The organism is Salinisphaera sp. RV14, assembly GCF_052044135.1.
GTDB lineage: Bacteria > Pseudomonadota > Gammaproteobacteria > Nevskiales > Salinisphaeraceae > Salinisphaera.
Genome location: NZ_JBQDYF010000011.1, coordinates 44,407 through 68,987 on the forward strand (window position 1 = coordinate 44,407; position 24,581 = coordinate 68,987).

The window sequence follows — 24,581 nt, forward strand, 5'->3', positions numbered from 1 at the left end:
TCAGTCCTGTTCGTTGCGATCCGGGTCCGGCGTGTCGGTGAGTACCGGTTCCTGGAGCAGGGCGTCCAGCCAGTGGCCCGCCCGTTCGGCCTTGGTGGTCAGATAGCGATGGTTTTGCCGGGTCAGCCGACCGTAGATGCCGCTGCGCCCGGCCACCTCGATCGGCTCGCGATTCATCGCTTCGATCTTGGCCGGATTGTTGGTGAGCAGATCGATATGCGCGACATCGAGCTGGGCCAGTATCTCGCGGGCCACGGCATAGTCGCGCTCGTCCTTGTCGAAACCGAGTACGCGATCGGCGTCGACCGTGTCCAGGCCGTCGTCCTGCATCTGGTAGGCCCGCATCTTGTTGGCCAGTCCGATGCCGCGGCCTTCCTGGGCCAGATAGAGCAACACGCCGCCACCGCGCTCGTGGATGGCGGCCAGACTGGCCTTGAGCTGAGGGCCACAGTCGCAGCGCAGGCTGCCGAAAAGATCGCCGGTGAGGCAGGCCGAGTGCAGACGGACCGGCACCGGCGCGGGCCAGCGCGCGGCGTCGCCGATGATGATGGCCACGTGCTCGCGCATGCCGTCGGCCTCGCGGAAGACGACGAAGCGCGAGTTGGGCGCGGCTTCCAGCGGCACATCCGCTTCGCTCACGCGGCGCAGCAGCGACGGGGCGGCCTGGCGGTGCGCGAATACATCCGCCGCGGCGACCGAAAGCAGATCGCCGCGATCGAGGCGACGTGCGATGAGCGGGCCCAGATAGTCATCCGGCTCGACCACGACCGCCGCGGGGATCAGCAGACCGCGGCGCATCAGCGCCAGGGCGGCATGACCCGCATCGGATATGGGCAGGGCCGGGCGCGTGTCGGGCCAGCGGGCGCCCGGGTCGGCCGCCCACTGGATCAGCGCGTCGCGGCTGTCCGTGGCTTGCAATGCGATCGCGGCGGGCGCGCCGGCGGGTGGGCGGCCGAGGTGGGCCAGGCGATGCTCGGTCAGCACGAGCTGGGGCGCGTCGCGCGCGCCGGCACGCATTTCGTCCAGCAGCGCCGCGCTGGTGCCTTCGATGGATGCGACCAGATAGCGGGTTTGCGGCGTATCGACGACGACCGGCAGGCCGCGCCGAAGATCGAAGATCGCACGCTCGACATGTTGCATGAAGCGTTCCTGTATCGATTCCAAGTGCTGGGCAGTCATGCAACCGTGGCTTGCTAACGTGAATCCGCGGACGATAGGGCCGACCGGAATCGTTTAAAGGCTGCGTATGATGCCATTTATCGACAACACTTACGCTTGGCGCGTGATTCGCGATGCGCGGCGGCGACCGGCCGACGACATCTGGCGGGTCGACCGGGCGTTGACGATCGAGCCCGGGGGCCGGTGGGCGGCCGATGCCCCCGTCGAGGCGGACGCGGCCTTTTTGTTCGATACCTTGCTGCCGCTGGCGTTCTGTCGCCGCGATCATGTGGTGGCGCAGCTCGGCCAGAGCCTGGACGGGCGCATCGCCACCGTGAGCGGCCATTCCCATTACGTCACCGGCGAGCCCAGTCGTGTCCATCTGCATCGTCTGCGGGCGCTGGCGGACGTCGTGATCGTCGGCGCCGGGACGGTCGACGCCGACGATCCCCGGCTCACCGTGCGCCACGTCGCCGGCGATGACCCGGTGCGCGTGGTGCTCGACCCGCGCGCGCGGGTGCCGGCCGACCGGCGCGTGTTCAGCGATGGCGGGCCGCCCACCTGGCACGTGGTCGCCCCGGGCCAGCCTGCGGCGCCCGGCGCCTTGCCGTTGCCAGTGGCCGGCACTGATGGCGCCGGCCTGCCACGGGCCTTGCTCGACGCTCTGGCCGCGCGCGGACTGCATCGGGCGCTGATCGAAGGCGGCGGTGTGACCATTTCGCGGTTCATCGATGCTGGCTGCGTCGACCGGCTGCATACAGTCGTCGCACCGCTTCTGATCGGCTCCGGCCGGCCCGGGCTCGCGCTGGCCGAAATCGAAACGCTGCACGAGGCCCGGCGGCCGCGGTGTCGCTCGTATGCGTTGGGCGAGGACCGGCTCTACGATCTGGATTTGCGGGCGTCGCGCTAAATCAGCGCCGGCGCGGATTGGGCAGGCCGAGTACATCGATATGGCCGATGCACAGCCGCGCCCGGCCGCGCTCGACAGCCTCGACCCGCCGCGCCGCCCAAGCGGCCATGCGCTCGGCCTGATCCGTTTGCTGCCGGGTTGCGGCCGATTGCCAGCCCGCGATCAGGGCGCGTGCTAGCGCGGCGTCGTCGCGGCCGAGCTGCCAGTCGCTCGGCTGCGTGGCCACGGCATAACCGCATCGCGCCAGGGCATTGATCAACACCGCCGGGGCGGCCGCGCCGAGAGCGGGACCGAAGCCCTTGTCGCGCGCCTGATCGCGGGCGAGGGCCCGGCGCACGACGGCATCGTCCGCGTCGGCATCGGAGAACTGGATCCGGCCGTCGACGCTGAGCGTGATCAGTACCGCTGCGCCGTCGCGGGCGCAGGCCTCGGCCAGCGTGTCGATCCAGCCGCGCGAGACGAGATCGATCAGCGCGGAGGCGGTGACCAGATCGGCGTCGCGCAGCACCGGGGTCAGTGGGGCGGCCAGATCGACGATCTCGGCAGACAGCTGGCAATGGTCTCCGGCATCGGGGGGCATGGCGCGTTCGGCTGCGGCGAGCAGTTCGGCATCCTGATCCAGCAGGCGCCACGCGACCGGTTGGTGCAGGCGCGGGGCCAGATAGCGCAGGTTCGATCCACGTCCGGCGCCGAGATCCACCACCCGCGCGCGGCGCCCGGCGGCCGTGCGGCGCAGATGCGCGGCGGCCAAAAGCGTGAGTCCGTGGGCCCGGCTGCGATGATCGACGGCTTCCCGAAGCGTCAGCCAGTCGTCGGCGAAGTGCGAGCCCGCAGCGGGCGACGCGCGGCTCATGCGCGGGCGACGCGTTCGAGGATCGCGGCAAGGCGCGCGCCGGCATCGTCCCAGTCGGGCAGGGTGGTGGCGGCCCGCAGCGCCCCCGCCGCCAGAGCGGCGTAGGCGTCGGGATCGGACAACAACCGGCGCAGACCGTCGGCGAGCGCCTCCGAATCGCCCGGCGGCACCGCCAGCCCGGCGTCGTCCGGCAGGGTGTCGGCGAGCGCGCCGCCGGTGGTGGTGATGACGGGCAGGCCGTGGGCCAGCGCCTCGGTCACGACCATGCCGTAGCCCTCGTAGTAGGACGGCAGTATGAACAGGGTGGCGTCGTTGTAGGCAGCCGAGAGCGCCTCCGGCGGGCGGCTGCCGTTGAGATGAATGCGCCCGGCCAGCTGGTGACGATCGATGGCGTCGCGGATATCGGCCACGCACGCCGGGTCGCGTTCGGTGTCGCCGATGAAGTCGCAACGCCATGCCAGATCGGCGACTTGTGCCAGTGCCTCCACCAGGACGGCGTGGCCCTTGCGCGGGATCAGGCTGGCCACGCAAAGCAGGCGTGGTGTCCCCCCGCGCTTTCGCAGCGTGATACCGACCGGCTTGTCCAGCCCGGGTGCCACGATATCGAGGTCGGCGCGGGCGACGCCGTAGGCGCTGGCCAGGCGCCGGGCGGTGAATTCGCTGGTGACGATCACGTGCGCGGCGTTGGCGAGCGCGCGGCGCTCGTTCGCGAACAGGCGGTCGGCCAACGCGCCGTCGATGCCGGATTCGTCGGCCAGTGGGTGATGGATCAGCGCCACCAGTCGAAGCCGTTCCGATTCGCGCGCAATGAGCTCCGGCAGTGCGCCGAACACGAGCCCGTCGACGATCACCAGTTCGCCATCGGGCCGCGCGGCGAGCGCCGCGGTCAATGCCGCCGCCGCGGCGGCGTCGGCCTCGGGAAAACGGCCGGCGAGCCCGACGACTTCAATGGCATGGCCGGCGCGGCCGGCCGCGCGCGAGATGCGGGCATCGTAGATATAGCCGCCGGTGTACTGCGTCGGGTCGCCGGCGACCAGCATGCGGGTCGGTTTCACAGCTCGGCCTCGTAGCCGGCCCAGGCGACGTGCGACTCGGACAGTTGCACGCCCATGCGGCAGAGTCCGGCCGCGCCCGCGCCGAGACGGCCGTCCGCGATCGCCTGTTGCAGGCGATTGAAGATTTCGCCGGCCATGAACTCGGTGGTGGTGTTGCGTCCGGCCAGGGCCGGGTTGTCATCGAGGTTACGCAAATTGAATTCGGCCAGCGCTGCCGACAGCGCGGTCGAGGCGGCGCCGATATCGACCACCAGATCGTCCTCGTCCAGAGTCTGGCGATAAAAAGTGACATCGACGACATAAGTCGCGCCGTGGAGCGCCTGGGCGGGACCGAACGTCGGGCTGGAGAAACTATGGGCGATCATGATGTGATCGCGCACGGTCAGGTGATACATGGCGGGTCCTGGCAGTTGGCGTAGACGATGCGCTGGCACAGTGTACGGTCGGCGGGATCGGCCAGCCGTTCCATGACCGCCGGCAGGCTGTCGAAATCGGCGTCGTCGGCGAACAGTACGTCGAACCGGGCATCCGCGCACAGCGCCAGTGCCAGCGCGAGCCGGCGCCGGTGATTCCAGCGGGCGGCGCGCGCCGGCGAGACCGTGCCCACCTGGCTCGCTTTCAGCGTCAGCCGCCGCGAATGGAACGCCCCGCCCAGGGCCACACTCGTTGCCTGCGTGCCGAACCAGCTCAGTTCCACGATTTCGGCCTCGGACCCGGCCAGGGACAGCGCGGTATTCAGCCCCGCGGCGCTCGCGCTGGCATGGAACACCAGATCGCGACCGCCGGTCGCGTTTTCTGGCCGGGCGAATGCCGCGCCCAGCGCCGACGCCACCGAGGCGCGGCCGCTGTCGATATCGACCAGTTCCACCGCGACGCCCGGCAGATCAACGCACAGACCGGCTACCAGGCTGCCGATCACGCCGGCCCCGACCACGCTGATCCGGTCGCCGACCCGGGGGCCGGCGTCCCACAACGCATTCACGGCGGTTTCCATATTGGCTGCGAGCACCGCGCGCTCGGCCGGCACGTTCGGCGGCACGGCCACCACGGCATCGCATGGCACGACGTACCGCGTTTGGTGTGGATACAAACAGAAAACCGGACGGCCGAGCCAGCCCGGCGGCCCGCGCTCGACCACGCCGACGTTGGCATAACCGTGCTTGACCGCACCGGGCAGGGCGCCGGCCTGAAACGGCGCGCGCATACGGTCGTATTCGCTTTCCGGCACCGCCCCGGCATAAACTAGGGTTTCGGTGCCGCGGCTGATCGCTGAATAGCAGGTTCGGACGACGACGTCGTCGGCGCCCGCGCAGGGCAGGGTTTCGGTACGCAGGCCGGCGCGGCGCGGCGGCTCCAGCCAGAGTGCCCGGGCGATGTCAGCGGTCATGGCGGGCCGACGATGGAGATGGTCGCCCAGACTAAGCGTTCGACAGGCCATTGGCCAGATCATGTGTTCGGCTGCACTATGCACTTACAGCGCGTGCGTTGTATTTTATAAAAATGAATAGACGGGGTTCGGCCGGCCACAGCCGGGCCAAAAGGATGGGTTGTGAAGAGTAGTTTTTTTGAGCGTTTCATCAGCCGCGGAACCCTGGTGTTGCACCACGCCGACGGTGCGGAGCAGCGCTACGGTTCCGGCGAACCGGTCGCCCACGTGCATCTGCGGACGACCCAAGTCCTCAGGCGACTGCTGGCTGATCCGGAAATGGCCTTCGGCGAGGCCTACATGGACGGCGACTGGTGGCCCGGCGAGGGTGGGTTGCAGGCGGTATTCCGTCTCTATTTCGCCAACGAGAACAATCTACAATCCAATCGTTTGATGGACCTCGCGCGCCGCGCGTTCCATGGCGTGCGCGAAATGAATACCCGCATGCGCGCGGAGCGCAACGTCCAGCACCACTACGACATCGACAACGAGCTTTTCCAGCGTTTCCTCGACCCGGAAATGCAGTATTCCTGTGCCTATTTCGAACACGAGGGGATGTCGCTGGACGATGCGCAACGCGCCAAGCTCGCGCATATCGGTCGCAAGCTGCTGCTCGAACCGGGGCAGACGGTGCTCGACATCGGCTGTGGCTGGGGCGGGATGGCGCTGTTTCTGGCCCGCGAGTACGACGTCGATGTGGTCGGGCTGACCTTGTCCAACGATCAGTACGATCACGCCTGCAAACGCGCCGAGACGCTCGGCCTGAGCCACCGCGTGACCTTCCTCAAGGAGGACTATCGCGAGCATCAGGGCGCCTACGACGCCATCGTGTCGGTGGGCATGTTCGAGCATGTGGGCCGGCCGCAGTATCAGACGTTCTTTGACCAGGTCGCACGCCTGCTCAAGCCGGACGGCCGCAGCCTGATCCATTTCATCGCGCGCAACGGCGTGCCGCCCAGGGACAGCCGGACCTGGATCCAGAAATATATCTTCCCGGGCGGCTATATTCCTTCGTTGTCGGATTTCGCGCCCTGCATCGAGAAAACCGGCATGTCGCTGTCCGACCTCGAAGTCTGGCGGCTGCACTACGCCCGGACGCTGGCCGCGTGGAACGCGCGCTTCCAGGCCGAGCGCGATGTGTTCCGCGAGCGGCTGGGCGAACGCTTCTGCCGCATGTGGGAGTTCTACCTGCTCGGTTGCGAAGCGATCTTTCGCTACGGCCAGCTCGTGGTCTACCAAGTGCAACTCGCGCACCGCAACGATGCCGTGCCCGTCACGCGTGATTATCTGTATGCCGACCGAGAGCCGGAACCGGCCGTGGCTCGGGCCCGGCAATCGTCGGTGAGCGCGGCCGGCTGAACGCGGCAGTCGCCTCGGCGCATGGTGGCGAGGCGCGCGGCCCGGTCAATCAGAGGGCGCCGCGCTCGTGTATGCGGTACCAGCCTTGGCTGTCGGGTGTGCCGAGTGGCCGGAGCATCTGCTTGAGACGATCGTCTGCCCCGGCGCGGGCGCGCAGCTTGACGTTCAGGTCATAGCGCCGGTTGCGGCCGGATAGCGCCACCCTGCCGGTCAATGCCAGCGGCCCCTTGCTGTCGACAATGCGCGCCTCGACCCCGTTGCCGTCGCGGTCCAGCCGCGCCTTGAAGCGGCCCAGGGGCAGCGGCGGGTTCAACAATTCCCACCGGCTGTCCGTGAGCTGGACGGTGCCGGCCAGCGCGCTGATGGCGAGGTTGTCATCGAACCTCAGGTGATCCAGATGCAGGCCGATCCGTCCGGACAGGGGCACGAACGCATATCCCGCCAGATCCGACAACCAGCCGATGGTCGCCTCGCCCTGGACGTCGTCGAGCGAGTTGGAACCGAGCACGCCGCGATGAAGGTCACCCGAGACGTGGCCCAGATCGCTGTCCACCCGTAGCGTTGCCGAAAGCTCGCCGAGCAACAGCGCGGCCGGGTGCACGTGCCAGCGCACATGGCTCACGGCGCCATGCGGCAGCACGGCGTAGGCCGCGCGGCCGTCGAGTAATGTGCCGGAAACCCCCTGCAGCCGCACCGGGGTATTGCCGGTGACCCAGCCGGCCACCAGGGACGCGGGCAGATAGGTCACGAGCCCGATCATGAACGCGACTCCGCCGACGGCCGCGAAACGCATGATCCGCCAGTTCATCAGGAGCGGCCCCGGATCAGGGTAAGGCGGGCCTCGACCCGGCCCGGGGCGCCCTCGGCCCGCGAAATCGTCGCCTCCGAGGCGACCACGCCATAGTCGCTTTGCAGGGTTTTCAGCCAGTACAGCATGTGGTTGAAGTTGGCCTTGTCCAGGGTGACCAGCGCTTCATCGTTGTTCTTCGGCTGAATATGACTGACCGCACCGCCGAGATTGTGCGCGCGGCTGGTCGCATCGACGATGCTCAGCAGGGACTGATCGCGGCCCTTGGGTTCGCTGTGCTGTGACGAGGCGCGCAATAGCTTCGCTTCGTTGCGGATGCCCAGCATCCAGCGGGCCTGGTTGGATTCGGCCGTGACCTGTTCGCGGGCGTTGGCCAGCGCGCTGTTCAACGGGTGCCACAGGCCGTAATAGAAGATTGCGACGGCCACCACGGCGGCGGCGGCCGCCACCATGATACGCTCGCGCGGCGCGAGGCCCTGGAACCACGCCCTGAGCGCGCTCATTGGCCCGCCCCCGGACTGACGGTGGCCCGGATCTGCACGCCCGAGGCGCTGGCGTCGGCCCCTTGCACGGAGAGCTGAATATCGTCGCGCTGAGCGAATCCGGCGCGCAACATCTCCACCGATTGCACGTTCTTGCCGTTCAGGCTGAGATTGAGTTTTCCGTCGCGGTACTGCATGGACTGGACTTGTAGATCGTCGGTCTGGCCGGTCACAGCGGCGACGGCCTGGACCAGCGGGAACAGGCCGCCGGCACCGCCGGTGCCGCGCAACTGACGAATGCCTTGTTCGGCCTGCACGCGCAGATCGTTGATGTTCTGCACCCCGGGAAAGGCATCGTGAAACGCGGTGAGTGTCTGCGCATGCAGGGCGTCGACCCGTTGGTCGAGCTGCCAGGTCTCGATGCCGCGCGCTACGATGGCGATGACGAGCCACGCTGCGGCCAACGCGCCCGTGAGCATCAGCGGTCGCCATTGGGACTGGAACTGCGAACGCGGCGCGAAGGTCCCCTGGCGCAGATTGACGCCGCCGCGCAGGGCTTCGGGCTCGGTCAGCAGCGTAGCCAGCAGGGCATTGGCATCGGCGCAGACGACGAGATGCAACGCCGGGTCTTGCGCGTCGCCGGCCCAATCGATATCCAGCGGGCGTTGTGCCTCGGCGGCGTCGATGGCGTACACGGTCGCGGCCACCGGCGCATCCAGCGCGCCCGCAACAATCGGCCAGAGATCGGTATCGCAGGCGAACCCCGCTGTGGCTTCGGTGCGTGCCAGCACTCGATCCCCGCTGGCGGCGAGCTGCCAGTGATCGGCGCCGGGCGCGGGCAGGGCCATGTAGTCCGGCAGAATGCGCGTCGCCTCGATGCCGGCGGCGTCGAGCGCATCGCACAGCGTTGTCATGCGATCGAGGTCGATCACCGCAACCGGCGTCTCGCCAGCGCGATCGGCGCTGCCGGCCAGCGCGAAATGCAGTTGCTCGACGCGTCCGGCGAGGCGATCCTCGAGTGCGTAGCGGGCCGCCTGGAGCCGGCGCGCTGCCGTCCGGATCGGCGGCAGCGGCGCGCGTGTCAGCAGTACATCCTCGCCCGGAATGAGCACCGATATCTCGGCATCCTCGCCCTCGATCGCGGCGGCAAACTCGGTGAGCGAACCCCGCGTCAGCTGCCGCTCGTCATTGAGCCAGGCCGCTTGCGTTCCATCGAAATACACCGCCAGCCGTTGGGCCACGTCAGCTCCCCGAATCGGTGCGCATGTTCGCCCCTGGGCGCACCCAACCGATGCGGCAGTCTAACGCAGTCTTTACAGGTGTTGAGCCGTTGCGCGGCACGAGTCCATCCATCGATTTTTCCCTAATAGGCCTGGGTTGCCTGGCGGACGACATTGACCGCACCGTTGCTGGCGCGGTGAAGCACGCTGTAGAACTGGGTGGTGCTGTCGGCCACCTTGATCCGGCCGGCGACCAGAAAGTATTGCGTGGCGACCGATAACGAGGCGTTCTTGAGGTTCTGTCCCGCCAGCGGGTTCGCGCCCTGAAAGGCTTTGACCGATTTCCAGGGCGAGCCCGTGCGCAGGTCGGCCAGTTTCTTGCCGGTGCCGGGCGGCAGCTTCGCCAGCGACTGCAGTACCGGCGCCGGCGCGGTATCCACATTGATCGCGGTGGCGGTCGGCAATGCACTGATGTAAGGCGCGAGTTCGCGGTACAGCAGCGGGGTCATTCCGCGAACCGCGGCCAGTTCGCTCGGGCTGGCCATGAGCGTATTGCCGGTCCGATAGGCCGGTGACTGGCCCAGATAATAATCGTCCTCGGCGCCGTAGGGGCGACGTGGATTGATGTCCGGGTCGATCCAGTCCGCCGCGGACTGGGCGATGGTCCGGGCGGTGACCGAATCGGTATCCGACACGTCCTGGATCAGGCGTGCGAACTGGGCCGCGGCGGCATCCTGATTGCCGAGCACCAGATTGTTGAGATTGAAGCGCCCCTGAAGATCGACGATGCGGCCGCTGATGGAGCCGCCGTCGATCGGCAGGTCGTCGACCGGTTGCGCCCAGGCTTCCTGCAGCGTGTCGATCCTGGAGTGCCGGGCATCCTCGCGCAGCTTGGCGCCCAGCCAGTTCTCGATGCCGATGCCGTACCACCACGCCTGTTCGGCGTTCCATATATTGCCGGAGCGATGCATGGCCAGCGTCATACGCGAGATCATCGCCGCACTGATGATGGCAGACAGCGCCACGATCAGCATCGCCATCAGCAAGGCCACGCCGCGTTGCTGGCTTCGCCCGATCATAGATGCGCGCCCGGCATGGCGAACAACAGCCGCAGATGGCCCCAGGCCCGGGTGTCCAGGCGGAGTTCGATGGCTACCGGCGGCGGCCGGGTTGCCCGGGCCGACAGGTTTGAGATCGCGCCGCTGTTGCGAGGTGGCCAGCGATCCTGCCATTGGCCGTTGTTGTCCAGAAAACGCCATTCGATCCGGGTGACGCCGCTGAGCAGGTTGGTGTCGACCGGGGCGCTGTCCTGTGCCTGGTCGACCACGCGGTAATACGACCGCACGAGATCGCCGTGCGGCTCGAGCTGGTAGTGCACGCGCTGTAATGTCGAGCGCGGTTCCGACAACGGATTGGGCCAGCCGTCGCGGGTGATCGTCAGGCCGGTGTCCGGGCTGCCCATCACGGCCGGCTCGGCGTCGCCGAAACGGTTGCGCACCGGGCGGGCGACGACTTGCTCGATGTCCTGCTGCAGCCGCCAGGTCGCCATCTGCAGCATCTTGCTGCGATCCAGCGCGGCATCGATCGAGTCGCGCGTGCCGATCACCGACGACAGCCCGCCGTAGGCGATGGCCGCCATCACCGCGAACACCGCGATGGCGACGAGCAGCTCGACCAGGGTGAAGCCGGCCTGGGCGCGCGTCGGTCTCACGAGCTACTCCCCGAGGCGGCGGTTTTCGCATGGCCGCTCGTGCTCGTCGCCGGCTTCTGGTGCTGGGTCAGAAAACCGCTCAGCAATGTGATCGAATCCTTGTCCGCCTGGTGGGTATTCGGATCGACCGCATACACGCGCACATCGGCGCGACGCACGCTGGCATCCTGGGTAGCGCTGATGGTGGCCTGCCAATGCCACGGGCTCTCGGCCATGGTGACGTCGCCCGAGCGTGTGCCCGTGCTCGGCCAGTTGGCGGCGATCTGATATTCGACCAGCCGGTTGCGGGCGATGATCTGCGCGATGGTGCGCTGATGGATATACGTCGCGTAGTCCGCGTTCTGGGCGCCGGCCGAGACAAAGGCGACCAGCGCGATCGCGATGACCGCCAGCGCGATCAGTACCTCGATCAGGGTGAAGCCTTCAGCGCGTTGTTTCACCGCGCCACCCGCCTGCGTTGGATCTGGCCGTTCGGTGTACCCGTGATGTCGAAGCGATGCTTGACACCGTCGGCCGATAGCTCAAGCGTAAAGGGCAGCAGCTCACCGCTGGCGAGAAACAGCGCGGCGGGCACGGCCAGCTTCCGGTTCCCGGGCGCATTATCCCGGGACTGCGCGGCAGGCCCGCCGGGCGGGCGATCGGCAATGGGCGATGCCGGCAGGGTCAGGGTCTCGACCTGCCGGTTGTTCCGGCTGCGGTCGCCGTTGGCGTTGATACGGTCGAGATGAATGTCCTTGTCGAGCCGGCGCGGGCGCAATGGCGAATCGGCGCTGCGAATGACCTTCCAGCCCTGGTCCGTCAGCCGGATGAAGCGATAGCCCGGATCGGTGAGCTGCAGGCCGATGGTGTCGCCCGACAGGATCGATTCGTCGGCCGCGTCCTGCGTCAGCGCCAGCAGACGCTGCGATGCGGTGTCGAGCCGGTCGCCCGGTCCGGTCGGGTTCACCGATAGCGTGGCAAACGTCAAAACGACGCCGATGATGACCAGTACGACCAGGATTTCGATGAGCGTAAAGCCGCCCTGCGGCGGCTGGTCCGGCGGCATGACCGGGGCGGCGGCGCAGGCTCGAGTCGCGCGCCCCGCATCCACCGCGTTTGGTCTCCGGTAGCGCCAAGTCATCGCGCCGGGCGGCGTTGCGGCCAGGCGCCGCATGCCCGGATACGACCCGTTGCCGCACCTTGCCCGGCACGAAAAATCGCACGCAAGCCGTGACGCAAGCTGACGTTACCGGACACTAGGAGTTGTCGTTCAGCGTCCAGTTGCCGATATCGGCATCCGGGCCATCGCCGCCCGGCTTGTTGTCGCGACCGAGGGTGTAGATATCGATCGGGCCGTGCTGACCGGGATTGCGGTAGTGATATACATGCCCCCACGGATCGGTCGGCAGGCTGTCCAGATAGCCGCCCGATTTCCAGTTGCGGGGGACCGGCTGGCTGGTGGGCTTGTGCACCAGCGCCGCGAGGCCCTGCTCGGTGGTCGGATAGCGATAGTTGTCCAGGCGATACAGCTTGAGTGCCGAATCGATGGCCTTGATGTCCTGGCGCGCCTTGGCTTCGCGGGCGACGTCCGGCCGATCGATGATATTGGGCACGACGATGGCGGCGAGGATGCCCAGAATCACGACCACCACCATGATCTCGATCAGCGTGAAGCCGCTTTGTCGACGCCGACGGGCGGCGCGTTGATAAGAAAACTGCATATCGAAACTCCTCGCGGGCAACGGTGGAACCGGGCCGGTCACTTGACCAGTTGGTTGAGATTGAACACGGGCAACAGGACCGCCAGCACGATCATGAGCACGATGCCGCCCATGGCGAGAATGACCGCCGGTCCGAGAATGCCCATCACGCCTTCACGGATGGTCTCGACCTCGCGATCCTGATGATCGGCGGCCCGGCCGAGCATGGTGTCGAGCTCGCCGGACATCTCGCCGTTGGCGATCATGTGCAGTGTGATGGCGGGAAATAGCTGTTCGCGCTGCAGCGCCCGATGAATGGCGTCGCCTTCGCGCACGCGGGTGGCGGCGCGCTTGATCGCCTCGCGCATGGGCACGTTGGTCACCACGTCGGCGCCGATGGTCATGGCATCCAGTGCCGGCACGCCGCTGCTGGTGAGAATCGCCAGCGTCCGTGTGAAGCGCGCGGTATTCACGGCGCGCGCGAAACGGCCGATCAGCGGGATGCGCAGCACGAACGCATGGAAACGGCGCTTGAATGCCGGCCGGCGCAGACCGTAGCCGAACGCCGCGATCGCGGCGGCAAGCAGGAGGGCGAGCAGCCAGCCCCAGGTGCGCAGGAAATCACTGGTGGCGATCAGTGCGATGGTGAGTGCTGGCAGGCTCGCATGTACGCTGTTGAACACATGCACCAGTTTGGGCACGACCGTAGACAACAAGCCGATCACGATCGCGATCGATACGACCACCAGAAACGCCGGGTAGATGAGCGCGGCCAGGATTTTCTGACGCAGCGCCTGTTGCTCCTCGACATAGTCAGCCAGGCCGTTGAGCACCTCGTCGATATGGCCGGACTGTTCGCCGGCCGCGGCCGTGGCCTGGTACAGCGGGCCGAAGCTTTTCGGGAAGTCGGCGAGGGCGGCGGCGAAGGTATTGCCCTCGACCACCTGGGCGCGCACGCCCACGATGATCTTCTGCACGCGCTCGTTCTCGGTCTGCTCGGCCACCGCCTTGAGCGCTTCCTCCATCGGCAGGCCGGCATGGGCGAGGGTGGCCAGCTGGCGGGTGAACAGCGCCAGTTCGGTCACGCTCATGCCGCGCGAGAAAGACAACAGCGCGCGACCGGACGCGCCGGTAGCGCGTTCCGCGACCTCGTTCACCTCGATCGGCGTCAGGCCGCGTTCGCGCAGCTGAGCGCGGATGGCACGCGCGGCGTCGCCTTCCAGCACGCCTTTCTTGCGGCGGCCCCGGGCGTCGAGCGCGGTGTATTCGAAAGCACCCATGGATAATGCCGCCGCTAGCCTTCGCGGGTCACGCGCAGCACTTCCTCGAGCGTGGTCCGGCCCGCCAGTACGTTGGCGCGGCCGTCCGCGCGAATGCTGGGCGTGGCCTTGCGGGCCTGGGCTTCGAGTGTGTACTCCGCGGCCTGTTCATGGATCATCTGTCGCAGTTCGTCATCGATCACCACCAATTCGTAGATTCCGGTCCGTCCGCGGAAACCGGAATGGTTGCAGTGTTCGCAGCCGCCGGGCTTGTGCAATGTGGGCGGCTGAGCCGGGTCGGCCTTGAGCAGTTCACACTCACGGCGATCCGCGGTGTAGGGCTGCTTGCAATCGGGGCAGAGCGTACGCACCAGCCGCTGGGCCATGATGCCGATCAGCGAGGACGATAATAGGAACGGCTCCACGCCCATGTCGCGCAGCCGCGCGATCGCGCCGACGGCGGTGTTGGTATGCAGCGTGGAGAGCACCAGATGACCGGTCAGCGACGCCTGAACCGCGATCTCGGCGGTTTCCAGGTCGCGGATCTCGCCGATCATGACCACGTCCGGGTCCTGGCGCAGGATCGCGCGCAGCCCGCGGGCGAAGCTCATGTCGACCTTGGTGTTGACCTGGGTCTGGCCGATGCCGTCGAGGTAGTACTCGATCGGATCCTCGACCGTCATGATGTTGCGCGTGCGATCGTTGATACGGGTGATACCGGCATACAGCGTGGTGGTCTTGCCCGAGCCGGTCGGACCGGTGACCAGGATGATGCCGTGCGGTTTGTGCACGAGTTGGTCGATGGCGGCAAGCGTGTTCCCGGGCATGCCGAGCTGCGGCAGATCGAGCCGGCCCGCCTGTTTGTCGAGCAGGCGCATGACCACACGCTCGCCGGTGCCCGACGGAATGGTCGACACGCGCACGTCGACCGGCCGGCCGGCGATGCGTACCGAAATGCGCCCGTCCTGCGGCACGCGTTTTTCCGCGATGTCGAGCTTGGCCATCACCTTGACGCGCGAGATCAGCCGGGGCGCGAGCTGACGCGGCGGGTTGAGGACTTCGCGTAGCACGCCGTCGACGCGAAAGCGCACGGTCAGCCGCGATTCGAAGGGCTCGATATGAATATCCGACGCGTTTTCCTTGATCGCCTCGGTGAGCAGGGCGTTGATCAATCGGATGATCGGTGCATCGTCCGAGGACTCCAGCAGATCGGCCGGCTCGGACAGCGCGCGGGCCGCATCCGATAGATCCATGTCGTCGTCCATGCCTTCGACGATCTGGCTGGATTCGGCGTCGCGGTTTTCGTAATCGTTCTGCAGCATCGCATCGAAGGCGTCGGCGGCAACGGTTTCGACCCGTAGCCGGCGTTTGGTATGCCGACGGACTTCCAGTAGCGCGGCAGCATTGACCGGCTCGCGCACGATCACGCGCACGCTGGTCTCGTCCTGGTCGCCCAGCATGATGCCGTAGCGCTTGGCGAAGGCGAACGACAGCCGCTCCAGCCGCGGCGCCGTGGACGTGCCGTCATCGGCATTGACCCCAAGCGGCTCGCCGTCGATGGGCTCGAGCGTTAGGGACTCGGCACTGTTGCTCATGTCGCGATTCTCCCGGTCGACACAGCGGTCACGAACTGGGCCCTGATATCAAATGCATGGCGAGTATCGCCGACCACAAGGGCTTTTTCGGCCCGGACGCCAACCGATGCCCACGGGCGCCATGGATGGCGATGCAGGGCATGGAACCTAATCCGAGAACTGGTCGCCACGTCGCTTACCCGTCGGCGACGAGCCGTTGTCCGCCGGCTGTACGCCGGTGTGGGAGCCGCCGCTGAAATTCTGGATCTTCGGCAGTTGCGGGCGCGCGTTGCCTTTCATCAGCGGCAGACGTTTGCGCGACTGCTGCATCTGCAGATGGCGTAGATATTTGTACTTCGCAGCGCTGTAGCGGTTGGATTCGCCGTCGCCGCGCAGGATTGTCGGCCGGATGAAGTTCAACAGGTTGCGCTTGTTGCGATCGACCGCGTCAAAACGGAACAGGGAGCCCAGTATCGGGATATCGCCGAGCACGGGCACCTGGTTGTGCGTGACCTGGACATTGTTGTCGATCAGGCCGCCCAGCACCAGGATCTGGCCGTTCTGGACCTCGACCGCCGTCTGCAACGTGCGGCTGTTGGTGATCAGACCGGCGTTGGTCGTCTGTTGCGCGCTGGGCGCAATCGACGAGACTTCCTCGTCGATCGTCAGCTGAATGGTGTTGCCGGCGCTGATCTGCGGAATGAAGGCGAGCTGGAGACCGACATCCTCCCGGTTGATGGTCTGGAAGGGGTTGTTGCCGTTGCCGACGCCGGACGTGCCGCTGGTATAACTGCCGGTGACGAACGGCACCTTCTGCCCGACCTTGATCTGTGCCTCCTCGTTATCGCGCGTGATCAGCGACGGCGTCGACAGCACGTTGGTGTCGACGTTGTTCGACAGCGCGTTGACCAGCAGGGCGAAATTGACTTCGCCGTTGGTGCTGCCGAGGGCGATATTGAGCCCCTGCTGGATCAGGTTGAGTGGGGTGCCGTTGGCCGCGGCCTGGGTCACGGCCGAGAGCGTGCCGGAACTCAGGATGCTGGCCGCCGCCGGGCCGCCTTTCTTGAGGGCGGCGATATTGATGCCGAGCTTCTTCGACTGCTGAATCCCGATTTCGGCGATGATGCCCTCGACCAGCACCTGCCCGCGCCGGATATCCAGCTTGGAGATGATGTGCTTGATCTTGCCCATCTTGTCGGCCGGGGCATGAATGATGAGCGCGTTGGCGCCGGCTTCGGCGATCACGGCGATATCGCTTTTGCCGCTGGACCCGGAAATACCCTGAACGGTGCTGCCCGAACCCGAGCCGCCGCGCTGGATCGGGCTGCTGTTGCCCAGCGAACTGCCGCTGCTGCTGCCGTTGTCGCTGTTGCCGAAACCGCTGCCGCCCATGTTGCTCAGGCTGCGATTGCGCGAGTTACCGGAGGAGTAGCTCTGCCCGCTCGCGTAGGCCTGCAGCACGGGGGCGAGCGTCTCCGCATCGGCGTAGTTGAGATAGATCACCGCCGTGTCGCCGGACTCCTGAGACTTGGCGTCCATGTTGTGGATGATGCGCCGGAGTTTGCGGCGCTCGGCGGCGGTGCCCGAGATCAGGACGCTATTGCTGCGGTCCAGCGCCACAACGCTTGAACTGGCGTTCTTGTTGTTGTTGCCCTGCAGCTTGTGAATCGCATCGGCGACGTCGGAGGCATTGGCATTCGACAGATGCACTTGATCGACGCTGGATGAACCGTTGGCATCGATGCGATGCACGATCTGCGTCAGACGCTGCACATTTGCCTCCCGGTCCGAGATCACCAGCGAGTTCGACGCCGAATAGGCCGCCAGATGGCCGTACTGCGGCACCAGCGGGCGCAGAATCGGCACCAGTTGATCGGCTGGCACGTTGTTGACGTGGATGACCTTGGTCACCATGTCTTCGTTCGTGGCGCCTCCGGCGCGGCCGAACCCGCCGTCCTGCTTGGCCTTGATCTGCGGGATGATCTTGGTCACCTCGCCCGAGCGCACGGCGGCAAAGCCATGCACGTCCAGTACGGAAAGAAAGGTCTGATACAACTCGGCCGGCGTCATCGGCTGGTTCGACAGAACGGTCACGTTGCCCTTGACGCGCGGGTCGACGACGAAATTGCGGCCGGTCACCTCGCTGACAGTCGCGATCAGCGTGGTGATGTCGGCATCCTTGAGATTCAGCGTGAACGAATCATCACCGCCGTCGCTGTTGATCCCTGTCGGTGCAGCACTCTGGGCCAGCACGGCGACCGGGGCGCACATGAGGATGCACAGGCAAATCGCGGCTCCGACCCGATGCGACGTCGATTTCATTGCAGATCGATCCGAATGGTCCGGCTCTGACCCGAGTCGTCTTGCACGGTCACCGTGGCCGTCGAAGCGTGCGCGAGGCTGCCGAGCAGCCGCAACGAGGCCGCCGGATTATTCAGTGGCCTGCCGTTGATCGCGGTCACAAGTGCCCCACTTTTAAGTCCTGCTTTGCTAAACAAGGATTTATCTGCTCCCGGATAAACCCGGTAGCCCACGAGATTGCCGTTTTGCCGGACGGGCCGCAAGCGAATATAGTGCGACGCGGTCGACGGGTTCGACGGGTTCGACGGGTTCGACAGGATCTTGCTGCGAATCGCGCCGATGCGATTCGCGACCGCGCCAGAGACCGTTCGCGACGCCGAGCTGTCAGTCGTTGCCGGCGAGGCCGACGCGTTGTCCGATGTCGATGCCGCCGGCATCTGACCGCGCTTGAGGCCGGTCAACGCGCGCACTTTCTTGATGCTTTCCAGTGTCAATGTCTCGTAGTGGCCGCTGCGATCCAGAATGACCCGATCGGTATAGATCGCGTGCAACTTGACGCCGGATACGATCTGCTGGCCCACCCTGTAACTGTCCTGCTTGCCCTTGGGGTCCTTGATCAGTGCCCGCGAGCGATCGCCGCGGCTGTCGGAGATAATCCCCGTGAGCACCAGGTTGAGATGCGTCTCCGGCGCCTTGATCTGTTTGAGCTTTTCGGCCCTGGCGTTCGGCGACGGCTGCTCGCCGAACAGGTGGGCGCCGGCAATGGCGTCGATGTCGATCGTCTGGCTCGATGCCGCCCGGCTGCTGTCATTGGCGGCGTGCGGGGCGACGGCCTGCGCGCTCGGTTCGGGCCACGCCAGCCAGAACAGACGCGCGAGCGCCAGTGCGATCAACGCAACCAGTACGAGATTGGCAATATCGGGGGCGCGCAGCGCCCAGCGGCGCGCAGCGCGAGACAGTTCCATGGCCATGAGAGAAGTCTAACCAACGCAGATGATGTCTGCGTTATAGAAAATCAGTGATGTTTGTACTTGATCTTGCGCCGGGTAGACTAGCTGCCTGTCCGCGTCCGCGCTGCAAACGAAACCCTGGCTCCAGGCCGGCGCGGTCGCCCGAGGGCCTTGCCCGCGGTCGGCAAGAAGATAGGAAGCTGGTTTGTATACAATCAACGCGCGACGGATCAAGGGATGGCCCGGTGTGCACTCGGCGCGCGCGTACGCCGCGGGTCCGCGGCTGTTCGCCGGCAGCGTCGGCATGCTTGCCCGCGCGTTCGGCGGCGGGCAGACTGTTGGCGCGCGACGGGGCGACCGCTTGCCACGCCGGCTGATCGACCACTTTCGGTCACGACGGCCGGGGCCTGGGGTTTATTGATGTATCTGCGGTACTTCGGCTTTGACAGCTATCCGTTCGCGGCCACGCCGGACCCGGCCTTTCTTTATCTGGGTCACAGCCACCGCGAAGCACTCGGGCATTTGCTGTATGGCGCGGGTGAGCAGGGCGGTTTCGTGGCCCTGGTGGGCGAGGTCGGTACCGGCAAGACCACGCTCATACGGGCGCTGGTCCAGAACGAGACGCCGGACCTGGACATCGCGCTGTGCTGGAACCCGCATCTGGGCGTCACCGAATTCGTGGCGACGGTCTGCGACGAACTCGGCGTGGATTATGACGCCGAGCGGGATACCACGCTCAAGGCCCTCGTCGATCGCCTGAACGCGCATCTACTCGAGGCGCATGCGGCCAACCGGCGCACCGTGCTGATCATCGACGAGGCGCAGAATCTCTCGCGGGCGGTACTGGAGCAGCTGCGCCTGCTGACCAACCTGGAGACACACAAGGCCAAGTTGCTGCGGGTGATCCTGGTCGGTCAGCCCGAGCTCGACGAAATGCTGGCCCGACACGACCTGCGCCAGCTCGCCCAGCGCATCACGGCTCGTTTCCGTCTACAGCCGCTGGGCCTGGCCGAGACCCGGGCATACGTCCAGCATCGCCTGGAACGTGCCGGCGGGCCGCAGCACTTGTTCTCCGCGGCGGCCGTCATGGCGCTGCGCCTGCTGACGCAGGGCGTCCCCCGGCTGATCAACATGGTCAGCGAACGCGCCCTGATGGGTGCGTATGCACACAGTCGTTCCTATGTCGGGCCGTGGACCGTCATGCGCGCGGCAGCCGAAACGTTGCCGGCCCGTCCGCGTCGACCACAGACGCGCTGGTGGCGTTTCGCGTTGCCGACCGGCGCACTCGCCGTGACCGGGATCGCGGTCGGGCTGGCCTGGCTGCCCGATATTCCCCTGACCAGAGCAGCGGAGGGGATCCGAGAGGCCCATGCCAGCAGCGAGCGTATCGCCGCCGCCGACCCGAAAGCAAAGAACGCGGCGACCACCTCCAGCCCTGCCAACGCCGGGGCCGACGGGACGGGCAAGACACCGGCCCATAGCCCGGGTGGCGGGAACGGCGAAAAAACGGCGGCCGGGGACCCATCCAAGGATGGAAGCCGGAAGGACAAGACCGACGGTGACGCGGCGGGCCCGCAGGGCAAGACGCAGACCAAGACCGACACGACGACCGACGACAAGGCCTCGGCTGACGGCAACAAGGCGAAGTCCTCCGGCAAAAAGAAAAAAAAGGAAACGCATACCCTGCCCAAGGGCGATGCCGACATGAATCAGCTGCTCCGGCTCTGGGGCGTGTTCGGCGCACAGATTCGCAGCGGCTGTTCGAAACTGCATGTGGGCGACCTGCGCTGTCTTGACGACACCGGCGACTTTGCCACCATCAAGCGTTACAACCGCCCGGCGCTGCTCACACTCCAGGAAAAGGACCACCGTCAGACCGTGCTGCTCAGCAGCATCAATGACGACGGCACGGTGACGCTTGTGGGAGGCGAGGGCACGCGCGACGTGGATCGTCAACTTCTGCTCCAGCTCTGGACCGGCCGCTTCCGGGTGATCTGGCGTTCGGACGCCGGTGTGGGGCTGATCCAGCCGGGTTCGGTGGGGGGGGCCGTGGTCTGGCTGCGCAAGCGCCTGATGCAGATCGACGGCAAGCATCCCGACAGCCAGGTTGGCCCCCCGTCGCCGGTCTACGACGATGCCCTGGGCAAGCGACTCAAGGCATTCCAGAAATCGCACGGCCTCAAGCCGGACGGCATCGCCGGCCCGCGCACCCAGATGATGCTCAATGGCGCTGTGCCGTCCCCGGGCGCGCCGTCGCTGACGTCCACCAAGTCTTCGGACAGAAAATAAGTGTCCTATCTCGTCGATGCACTGAAAAAGGCCGAACGCGAGCGCTACGCGCGCCAGGAGCTGGATATCCGGGCCTTGTCGGCCGGCGCTGCGGCCTTGCCGGCCGGCCAGCGTCCCGGGCCCTGGTTGTGGCTGGTGGCGATTCTCGTGGCCACCAACGTGGCACTGGCGATCTATGTCTGGCGTGCGCGACCGGGGCATCCGGCATCCGCCGTGGCGCTGGCGGATGCGCCGCCGCCTGGCAACAGTGACAAACTCACAGGGTTCGCGCCCGGGTTGTCCATCGCCGATAACAAAACCGGCAACCAGGCCGCGGGGCCCGTCCGGTCCACGTCGTCGACACCGGCCACGTCCCACGGTGGGACGACGCGTTCGGATCGCAACACCGCGGCGACCGCCGCCGCAGCTCCATCCGCCGGCCGCGCAAATCGGGTCGCGACCGGGACGAACGGCGACTCGCCGTCTCACGGACGCGTGCGCTATTCGAATGTGCCGCTGACCGGCGACGGGGCCACGGACGCCGCCCCCGCGAGCCGGCCGAATACAGCGGGCGGCGGCAATGGCGCGGACGCGCCGGATCAGTCCGCGTTCGACGATGTGCCATCGGTGGATATCAACGGTCAACTGTACAGCACCGTGCCAGGGCGGAGTTTCATCCTTGTCAATGGGCGTCGTTATCACGAGGGCGAGCGTCTGGCAGCCGGCCCCGCGGTGGAAAGCATCGGCCCGAACGGCGCGACGCTGCGCTATCACGGGCGGCGATACCATGTGGCAGGCCCCGGCTAGTGTCCTGTCTCGCAAGTAACCTTACACTGCGCGCGGCCGTCACCGCGTCTGGCGGCGTTGCGAAACCAGGCCGTATCGAGTCTACGCGAGCGAGCTGCGACGCTGGATTGTGGCAAAACAGCGCTTGTCCCTTCGGGTTGGGCCGCCCATAAAATCAACCAGGGCGCCGATACGGCGTTGCGCGTCTTGATCGTGGCACGCCACGACCGGCGACGCGCGCCTTGTCTCGACGGATTTGCGGTCTCCAACGCGGCACGTGTACGAAACGGCAACAGGCCCTAGTCACCGTTCGTCCGGGCCCCGGCACCGTCGTGCGCTGGTCACGCTCATCCTGTCCGCCGGCTTGCTGCCGGGCGCCGCCCGGGCCGATTCGCTGCGCTGCAACGGTCATCTGGTAACCGATGACGATCCGGCGGCCAGGCTGGTGCACGCCTGTGGGCCATCGAGTTTCCGCGATCCGTGGTGGGGCGCTGCGTCGGCCACGGGGGTGCCGTCCATGACGGAATGGACGTACAACCGCGGACCGCGGCGCCTGATGGATCAGATTGTGTTCCGCGAAAGGCGCGTGATATCCATCGCCACGGCCGGGTACGGCTTTCGTGCCGGTGCGCTGTCGCCCAACGGCCACTGCAGCCCGGCAAGCATTGCCCCGCGGTTGTCCATGTATGCGCTGCTCAAGGCCTGCGGCGAGCCCGTCCAGCGCAGCCGCGGCTATGTGAATTCGTTGCGCTACCATGGCGGTTCGCATCGGTTATTCCTGCGTCACGCCGCGCATCCGGTCTAACGCGAACGCTGGATCTACAACTTCGGCAGCAACCGCCTGATGCGCGAAGTCACGATCGAGAACGCGCGCGTGGTCTCGGTGCAGACGCTGGAGCGCGGTTTCGGTCCGCGCTGACGGCCCGCCCGCTCAGTCGATGGCGCTGATGAGTTCGGGTATCACCGCGAACAGATCGCCCACCAGGCCGTAGTCGGCAACCTCGAAGATCGGGGCATCCGGATCCTTGTTCACCGCGACGATGGTGCCGGCATCCTTGATTCCGGCCAGGTGCTGGATTGCGCCCGAGATGCCGAAACCGATATACAGCGCCGGGGCGATGATCTTGCCGGTCTGGCCCACCTGCATGTCGTTGGGCACGTAGCCGGCATCGACTGCGGCACGGGATGCGCCCACGGCGGCGCCGATGTGATCGGCAAAATCGTAGATCACGCGGAAGTTTTCCTCGCTGCCCACGGCGCGACCACCGGCGACCACGCGCGATGCCGTGCCGAGATCCGGCCGTTCGCTGGCGTGTTCCGCCATCCCGATGTGGCGGGTGTGCCCGGGCAGTCGGGCATCGGTATCGATGGCTTCGATCTTGGCCTGACCCTGTTCCGCCGCAGGCTCGAACGAGGCGCCGCGGACGGTGGCGACCAGGATGCGATCGTCGGGGACGGCGAGTGTATCCACCGCATTGCCGGCATAGGTCGGCCGCTGGAACCGATACGCGCCGAGTACGCGCATCAGGTCGGTCACCATCCCGACGCCGAGCAGGGCGGCGACCCGCGGCATCACGTCCTTGCCGAAGCTGGAATTGGAGCCGAGTACATGGCTGTAATCGCCGCCTTCGACGGCCGCGACGATCTGCGGCGCGGCCGTGGCGGCCAGCGGCTGTGCGTTGGCGGCGTGATCGATGTGCTTGACGGTCCGGATGCCGGAGATTCGCGCCGCCTGAGCGGCGATATCCGCGCCGTCCTCGGCCAACACCAGAATATCCACGGCATCGGCGCCAAAATCGGCCGCACAGCGCGCGGCCTTGCGGGTGGGCGCGGCCAGCACGCCGTGGCGGTGATCGGCGATGATCAGGACGGTGCTCATAGCAGCCCCTTGTTCTTGAGCTCAGTCACCAGCGCTGCCGGCGAGTCGACCATGACGCCGGGCTGGCGCGCGGGCGGGGCGGTCGTGCACACGACTTGTATCGATGTGTCGGCTTCGACGCCCAGCGCTTCGAGGCTGGATTCCTCGATCGGCTTCTTTTTCGCCTTCATGATGTTGGGTAGCTTGAGATAGCGCGGTTCGTTCAGACGAAGGTCCACGGTGATGACCGCCGGCAGGTCGACTTCCAGGGTTTCCAGGCCGGCGTCGACTTCGCGCGTGACCCGCGCCGAACCGTCGTTGAGCGCGATGGCGGAGGCGAAGGTGGCTTGTGGCCAGCCGAGCACGGCGGCGGTCATCTGGCCGGTCTGGCCATGGTCGTCATCGATCGCCTGCTTGCCCATTAACACGATATCCGGCGACTCGCGGGCGGCCAGCGCGGCCAGCGTACGCGCGGCGGTCAGTGGGGCCACGGGCCCGTCGTGAGCGATACGCAGGGCGCGGTCGCAGCCGAAGGCCAGGGCCGTGCGCAATTGCTCGGTGCAGGCATCGTCGCCGATGCTCACGGCGATAACCTCATCCACCGTGCCGGCTTCCTGCCAGCGGATCGCCTGCTCGAGCGCAATCTCATCGAACGGATTCACGCTGTGCTTCACGCCGTCCGTGATTACGCCGGAGCCGTCGTCGGCGATGCGGATATGCACGTTGTAATCGATCGCGCGCTTGATGGGGACCAGTATTTTCATGACATGTGTCGTTGGATTGATCGAGCCGGCGTCGCCCCGCCAGCGTCACAGCCTGAACAACGGGCGCGCTCGCGCGGCGGACGCGGCGTTGTTGCCGACAACGCGCGGCATGCGTTGCGTATGGCGCAACGGCGGGCCTCACGGCCCGCCGTTCACTGCG

Annotated in this window: 25 protein-coding genes; 6 read left to right on the forward strand and 19 right to left on the reverse strand. The window is 66.7% G+C overall.

The features are described from left to right. On the reverse strand, positions 1 to 1,140 hold the full coding sequence (locus ACS8Y6_RS12055; protein WP_440848543.1) for a GTP cyclohydrolase II: 1,140 nt from the start codon (positions 1,138 to 1,140) through the stop codon (positions 1 to 3). A 109-nt stretch (positions 1,141 to 1,249) separates the two neighbouring features. Here ACS8Y6_RS12055 and ACS8Y6_RS12060 point away from each other — a divergent pair, with 109 nt between their 5' ends. Beyond that, positions 1,250 to 2,068: a RibD family protein gene (locus ACS8Y6_RS12060; RefSeq protein ID WP_440855655.1), complete on the forward strand. Its 819-nt coding sequence runs from the start codon at positions 1,250 to 1,252 to the stop codon at positions 2,066 to 2,068. Position 2,069: 1 nt separating this feature from the next. Here ACS8Y6_RS12060 and ACS8Y6_RS12065 read toward each other — a convergent pair whose 3' ends face one another. Genes ACS8Y6_RS12065 through ACS8Y6_RS12080 form a run of 4 tightly spaced genes read right to left on the reverse strand, consistent with a single transcriptional unit; the run spans position 2,070 to position 5,363 of the window. Continuing rightward, a complete protein-coding gene (locus ACS8Y6_RS12065) occupies positions 2,070 to 2,921 on the reverse strand; it encodes a class I SAM-dependent methyltransferase (protein WP_440855656.1) in 852 nt (283 codons plus the stop codon). Further along, positions 2,918 to 3,976, reverse strand: coding sequence for a glycosyltransferase family 4 protein (locus ACS8Y6_RS12070; protein ID WP_440855657.1), 1,059 nt, complete (start codon positions 3,974 to 3,976; stop codon positions 2,918 to 2,920). Before ACS8Y6_RS12070 ends, ACS8Y6_RS12065 begins: the two co-directional genes overlap by 4 nt. After that, entirely contained in the window at positions 3,973 to 4,371 is a 399-nt protein-coding gene (locus ACS8Y6_RS12075; protein WP_440848539.1) for a 6-pyruvoyl trahydropterin synthase family protein, read from the reverse strand. Before ACS8Y6_RS12075 ends, ACS8Y6_RS12070 begins: the two co-directional genes overlap by 4 nt. Next, positions 4,359 to 5,363, reverse strand: a complete 1,005-nt coding sequence (locus ACS8Y6_RS12080) for a zinc-dependent alcohol dehydrogenase (protein WP_440848538.1) — start codon at positions 5,361 to 5,363, stop codon at positions 4,359 to 4,361. Before ACS8Y6_RS12080 ends, ACS8Y6_RS12075 begins: the two co-directional genes overlap by 13 nt. Before the next feature lie 162 nt (positions 5,364 to 5,525). Here ACS8Y6_RS12080 and ACS8Y6_RS12085 point away from each other — a divergent pair, with 162 nt between their 5' ends. Then, complete coding sequence (locus tag ACS8Y6_RS12085; RefSeq protein WP_440848537.1) at positions 5,526 to 6,761, forward strand: class I SAM-dependent methyltransferase; 1,236 nt, start codon at positions 5,526 to 5,528, stop codon at positions 6,759 to 6,761. A 49-nt stretch (positions 6,762 to 6,810) separates the two neighbouring features. Here the strand turns inward: ACS8Y6_RS12085 and ACS8Y6_RS12090 are convergent, their stop codons facing one another. The 12 genes from ACS8Y6_RS12090 to gspC all read right to left on the reverse strand — a co-directional run bounded on the left by ACS8Y6_RS12090 (position 6,811) and on the right by gspC (position 18,766). Continuing rightward, the gene (locus ACS8Y6_RS12090; RefSeq protein WP_440855658.1) at positions 6,811 to 7,521 is read right to left on the reverse strand and encodes a type II secretion system protein N; all 711 of its coding nucleotides are present in this window, start codon (positions 7,519 to 7,521) and stop codon (positions 6,811 to 6,813) included. Positions 7,522 to 7,568: 47 nt separating this feature from the next. After that, positions 7,569 to 8,072 (reverse strand): type II secretion system protein GspM, encoded by a 504-nt coding sequence (gene gspM / locus ACS8Y6_RS12095; protein ID WP_440848535.1) that lies wholly within the window; start codon positions 8,070 to 8,072, stop codon positions 7,569 to 7,571. Then, positions 8,069 to 9,292 carry a type II secretion system protein GspL gene (gspL, locus tag ACS8Y6_RS12100; RefSeq protein ID WP_440848534.1) on the reverse strand — a complete coding sequence of 408 codons (1,224 nt, stop codon included), beginning with the start codon at positions 9,290 to 9,292 and terminating at the stop codon, positions 8,069 to 8,071. Before gspL ends, gspM begins: the two co-directional genes overlap by 4 nt. A 122-nt stretch (positions 9,293 to 9,414) precedes the next feature. Then, positions 9,415 to 10,350, reverse strand: coding sequence for a type II secretion system minor pseudopilin GspK (gene gspK / locus ACS8Y6_RS12105; protein ID WP_440848533.1), 936 nt, complete (start codon positions 10,348 to 10,350; stop codon positions 9,415 to 9,417). Beyond that, entirely contained in the window at positions 10,347 to 10,982 is a 636-nt protein-coding gene (gene gspJ / locus ACS8Y6_RS12110) for a type II secretion system minor pseudopilin GspJ (RefSeq protein ID WP_440848532.1), read from the reverse strand. Before gspJ ends, gspK begins: the two co-directional genes overlap by 4 nt. Next, positions 10,979 to 11,422 carry a type II secretion system minor pseudopilin GspI gene (gspI, locus tag ACS8Y6_RS12115; protein ID WP_440848531.1) on the reverse strand — a complete coding sequence of 148 codons (444 nt, stop codon included), beginning with the start codon at positions 11,420 to 11,422 and terminating at the stop codon, positions 10,979 to 10,981. The genes gspJ and gspI overlap by 4 nt, the downstream gene beginning before the upstream one ends. Continuing rightward, on the reverse strand, positions 11,419 to 12,072 hold the full coding sequence (gene gspH, locus ACS8Y6_RS12120) for a type II secretion system minor pseudopilin GspH (RefSeq protein ID WP_440855659.1): 654 nt from the start codon (positions 12,070 to 12,072) through the stop codon (positions 11,419 to 11,421). The genes gspI and gspH overlap by 4 nt, the downstream gene beginning before the upstream one ends. Before the next feature lie 145 nt (positions 12,073 to 12,217). Continuing rightward, complete coding sequence (gene gspG, locus ACS8Y6_RS12125) at positions 12,218 to 12,682, reverse strand: type II secretion system major pseudopilin GspG (RefSeq protein ID WP_440848529.1); 465 nt, start codon at positions 12,680 to 12,682, stop codon at positions 12,218 to 12,220. Positions 12,683 to 12,720: 38 nt separating this feature from the next. Further along, positions 12,721 to 13,941, reverse strand: coding sequence for a type II secretion system inner membrane protein GspF (gene gspF / locus ACS8Y6_RS12130; RefSeq protein WP_440848528.1), 1,221 nt, complete (start codon positions 13,939 to 13,941; stop codon positions 12,721 to 12,723). Between the two features lie 14 nt (positions 13,942 to 13,955). Then, entirely contained in the window at positions 13,956 to 15,515 is a 1,560-nt protein-coding gene (gene gspE, locus ACS8Y6_RS12135; protein WP_440855660.1) for a type II secretion system ATPase GspE, read from the reverse strand. A gap of 147 nt (positions 15,516 to 15,662) precedes the next feature. After that, positions 15,663 to 17,816, reverse strand: coding sequence for a type II secretion system secretin GspD (gene gspD, locus ACS8Y6_RS12140; protein WP_440855661.1), 2,154 nt, complete (start codon positions 17,814 to 17,816; stop codon positions 15,663 to 15,665). Beyond that, positions 17,813 to 18,766, reverse strand: a complete 954-nt coding sequence (gene gspC, locus ACS8Y6_RS12145) for a type II secretion system protein GspC (protein ID WP_440855662.1) — start codon at positions 18,764 to 18,766, stop codon at positions 17,813 to 17,815. Before gspC ends, gspD begins: the two co-directional genes overlap by 4 nt. Positions 18,767 to 19,165: 399 nt before the next feature. On the opposite strand from gspC, the gene ACS8Y6_RS12150 reads away from it, so the two are divergent. From ACS8Y6_RS12150 to ACS8Y6_RS12165, 4 genes are all read left to right on the forward strand, one after another. Next, a complete protein-coding gene (locus ACS8Y6_RS12150) occupies positions 19,166 to 21,034 on the forward strand; it encodes an AAA family ATPase (protein ID WP_440848524.1) in 1,869 nt (622 codons plus the stop codon). Next, a complete protein-coding gene (locus tag ACS8Y6_RS12155; protein ID WP_440848523.1) occupies positions 21,035 to 21,820 on the forward strand; it encodes a general secretion pathway protein GspB in 786 nt (261 codons plus the stop codon). It begins immediately after the preceding gene. A 256-nt stretch (positions 21,821 to 22,076) separates the two neighbouring features. Further along, entirely contained in the window at positions 22,077 to 22,604 is a 528-nt protein-coding gene (locus tag ACS8Y6_RS12160; protein WP_440855663.1) for a DUF2845 domain-containing protein, read from the forward strand. A gap of 12 nt (positions 22,605 to 22,616) precedes the next feature. Continuing rightward, positions 22,617 to 22,718: a DUF2845 domain-containing protein gene (locus ACS8Y6_RS12165; RefSeq protein ID WP_440848565.1), complete on the forward strand. Its 102-nt coding sequence runs from the start codon at positions 22,617 to 22,619 to the stop codon at positions 22,716 to 22,718. 12 nt (positions 22,719 to 22,730) lie between these two features. Here the strand turns inward: ACS8Y6_RS12165 and ACS8Y6_RS12170 are convergent, their stop codons facing one another. Together ACS8Y6_RS12170 and ACS8Y6_RS12175 are read right to left on the reverse strand one after the other, a co-directional pair. Next, entirely contained in the window at positions 22,731 to 23,678 is a 948-nt protein-coding gene (locus ACS8Y6_RS12170) for an electron transfer flavoprotein subunit alpha/FixB family protein (RefSeq protein ID WP_440855664.1), read from the reverse strand. Further along, the gene (locus ACS8Y6_RS12175; RefSeq protein ID WP_440848520.1) at positions 23,675 to 24,421 is read right to left on the reverse strand and encodes an electron transfer flavoprotein subunit beta/FixA family protein; all 747 of its coding nucleotides are present in this window, start codon (positions 24,419 to 24,421) and stop codon (positions 23,675 to 23,677) included. Before ACS8Y6_RS12175 ends, ACS8Y6_RS12170 begins: the two co-directional genes overlap by 4 nt. Positions 24,422 to 24,581: the final 160 nt, after the last annotated feature.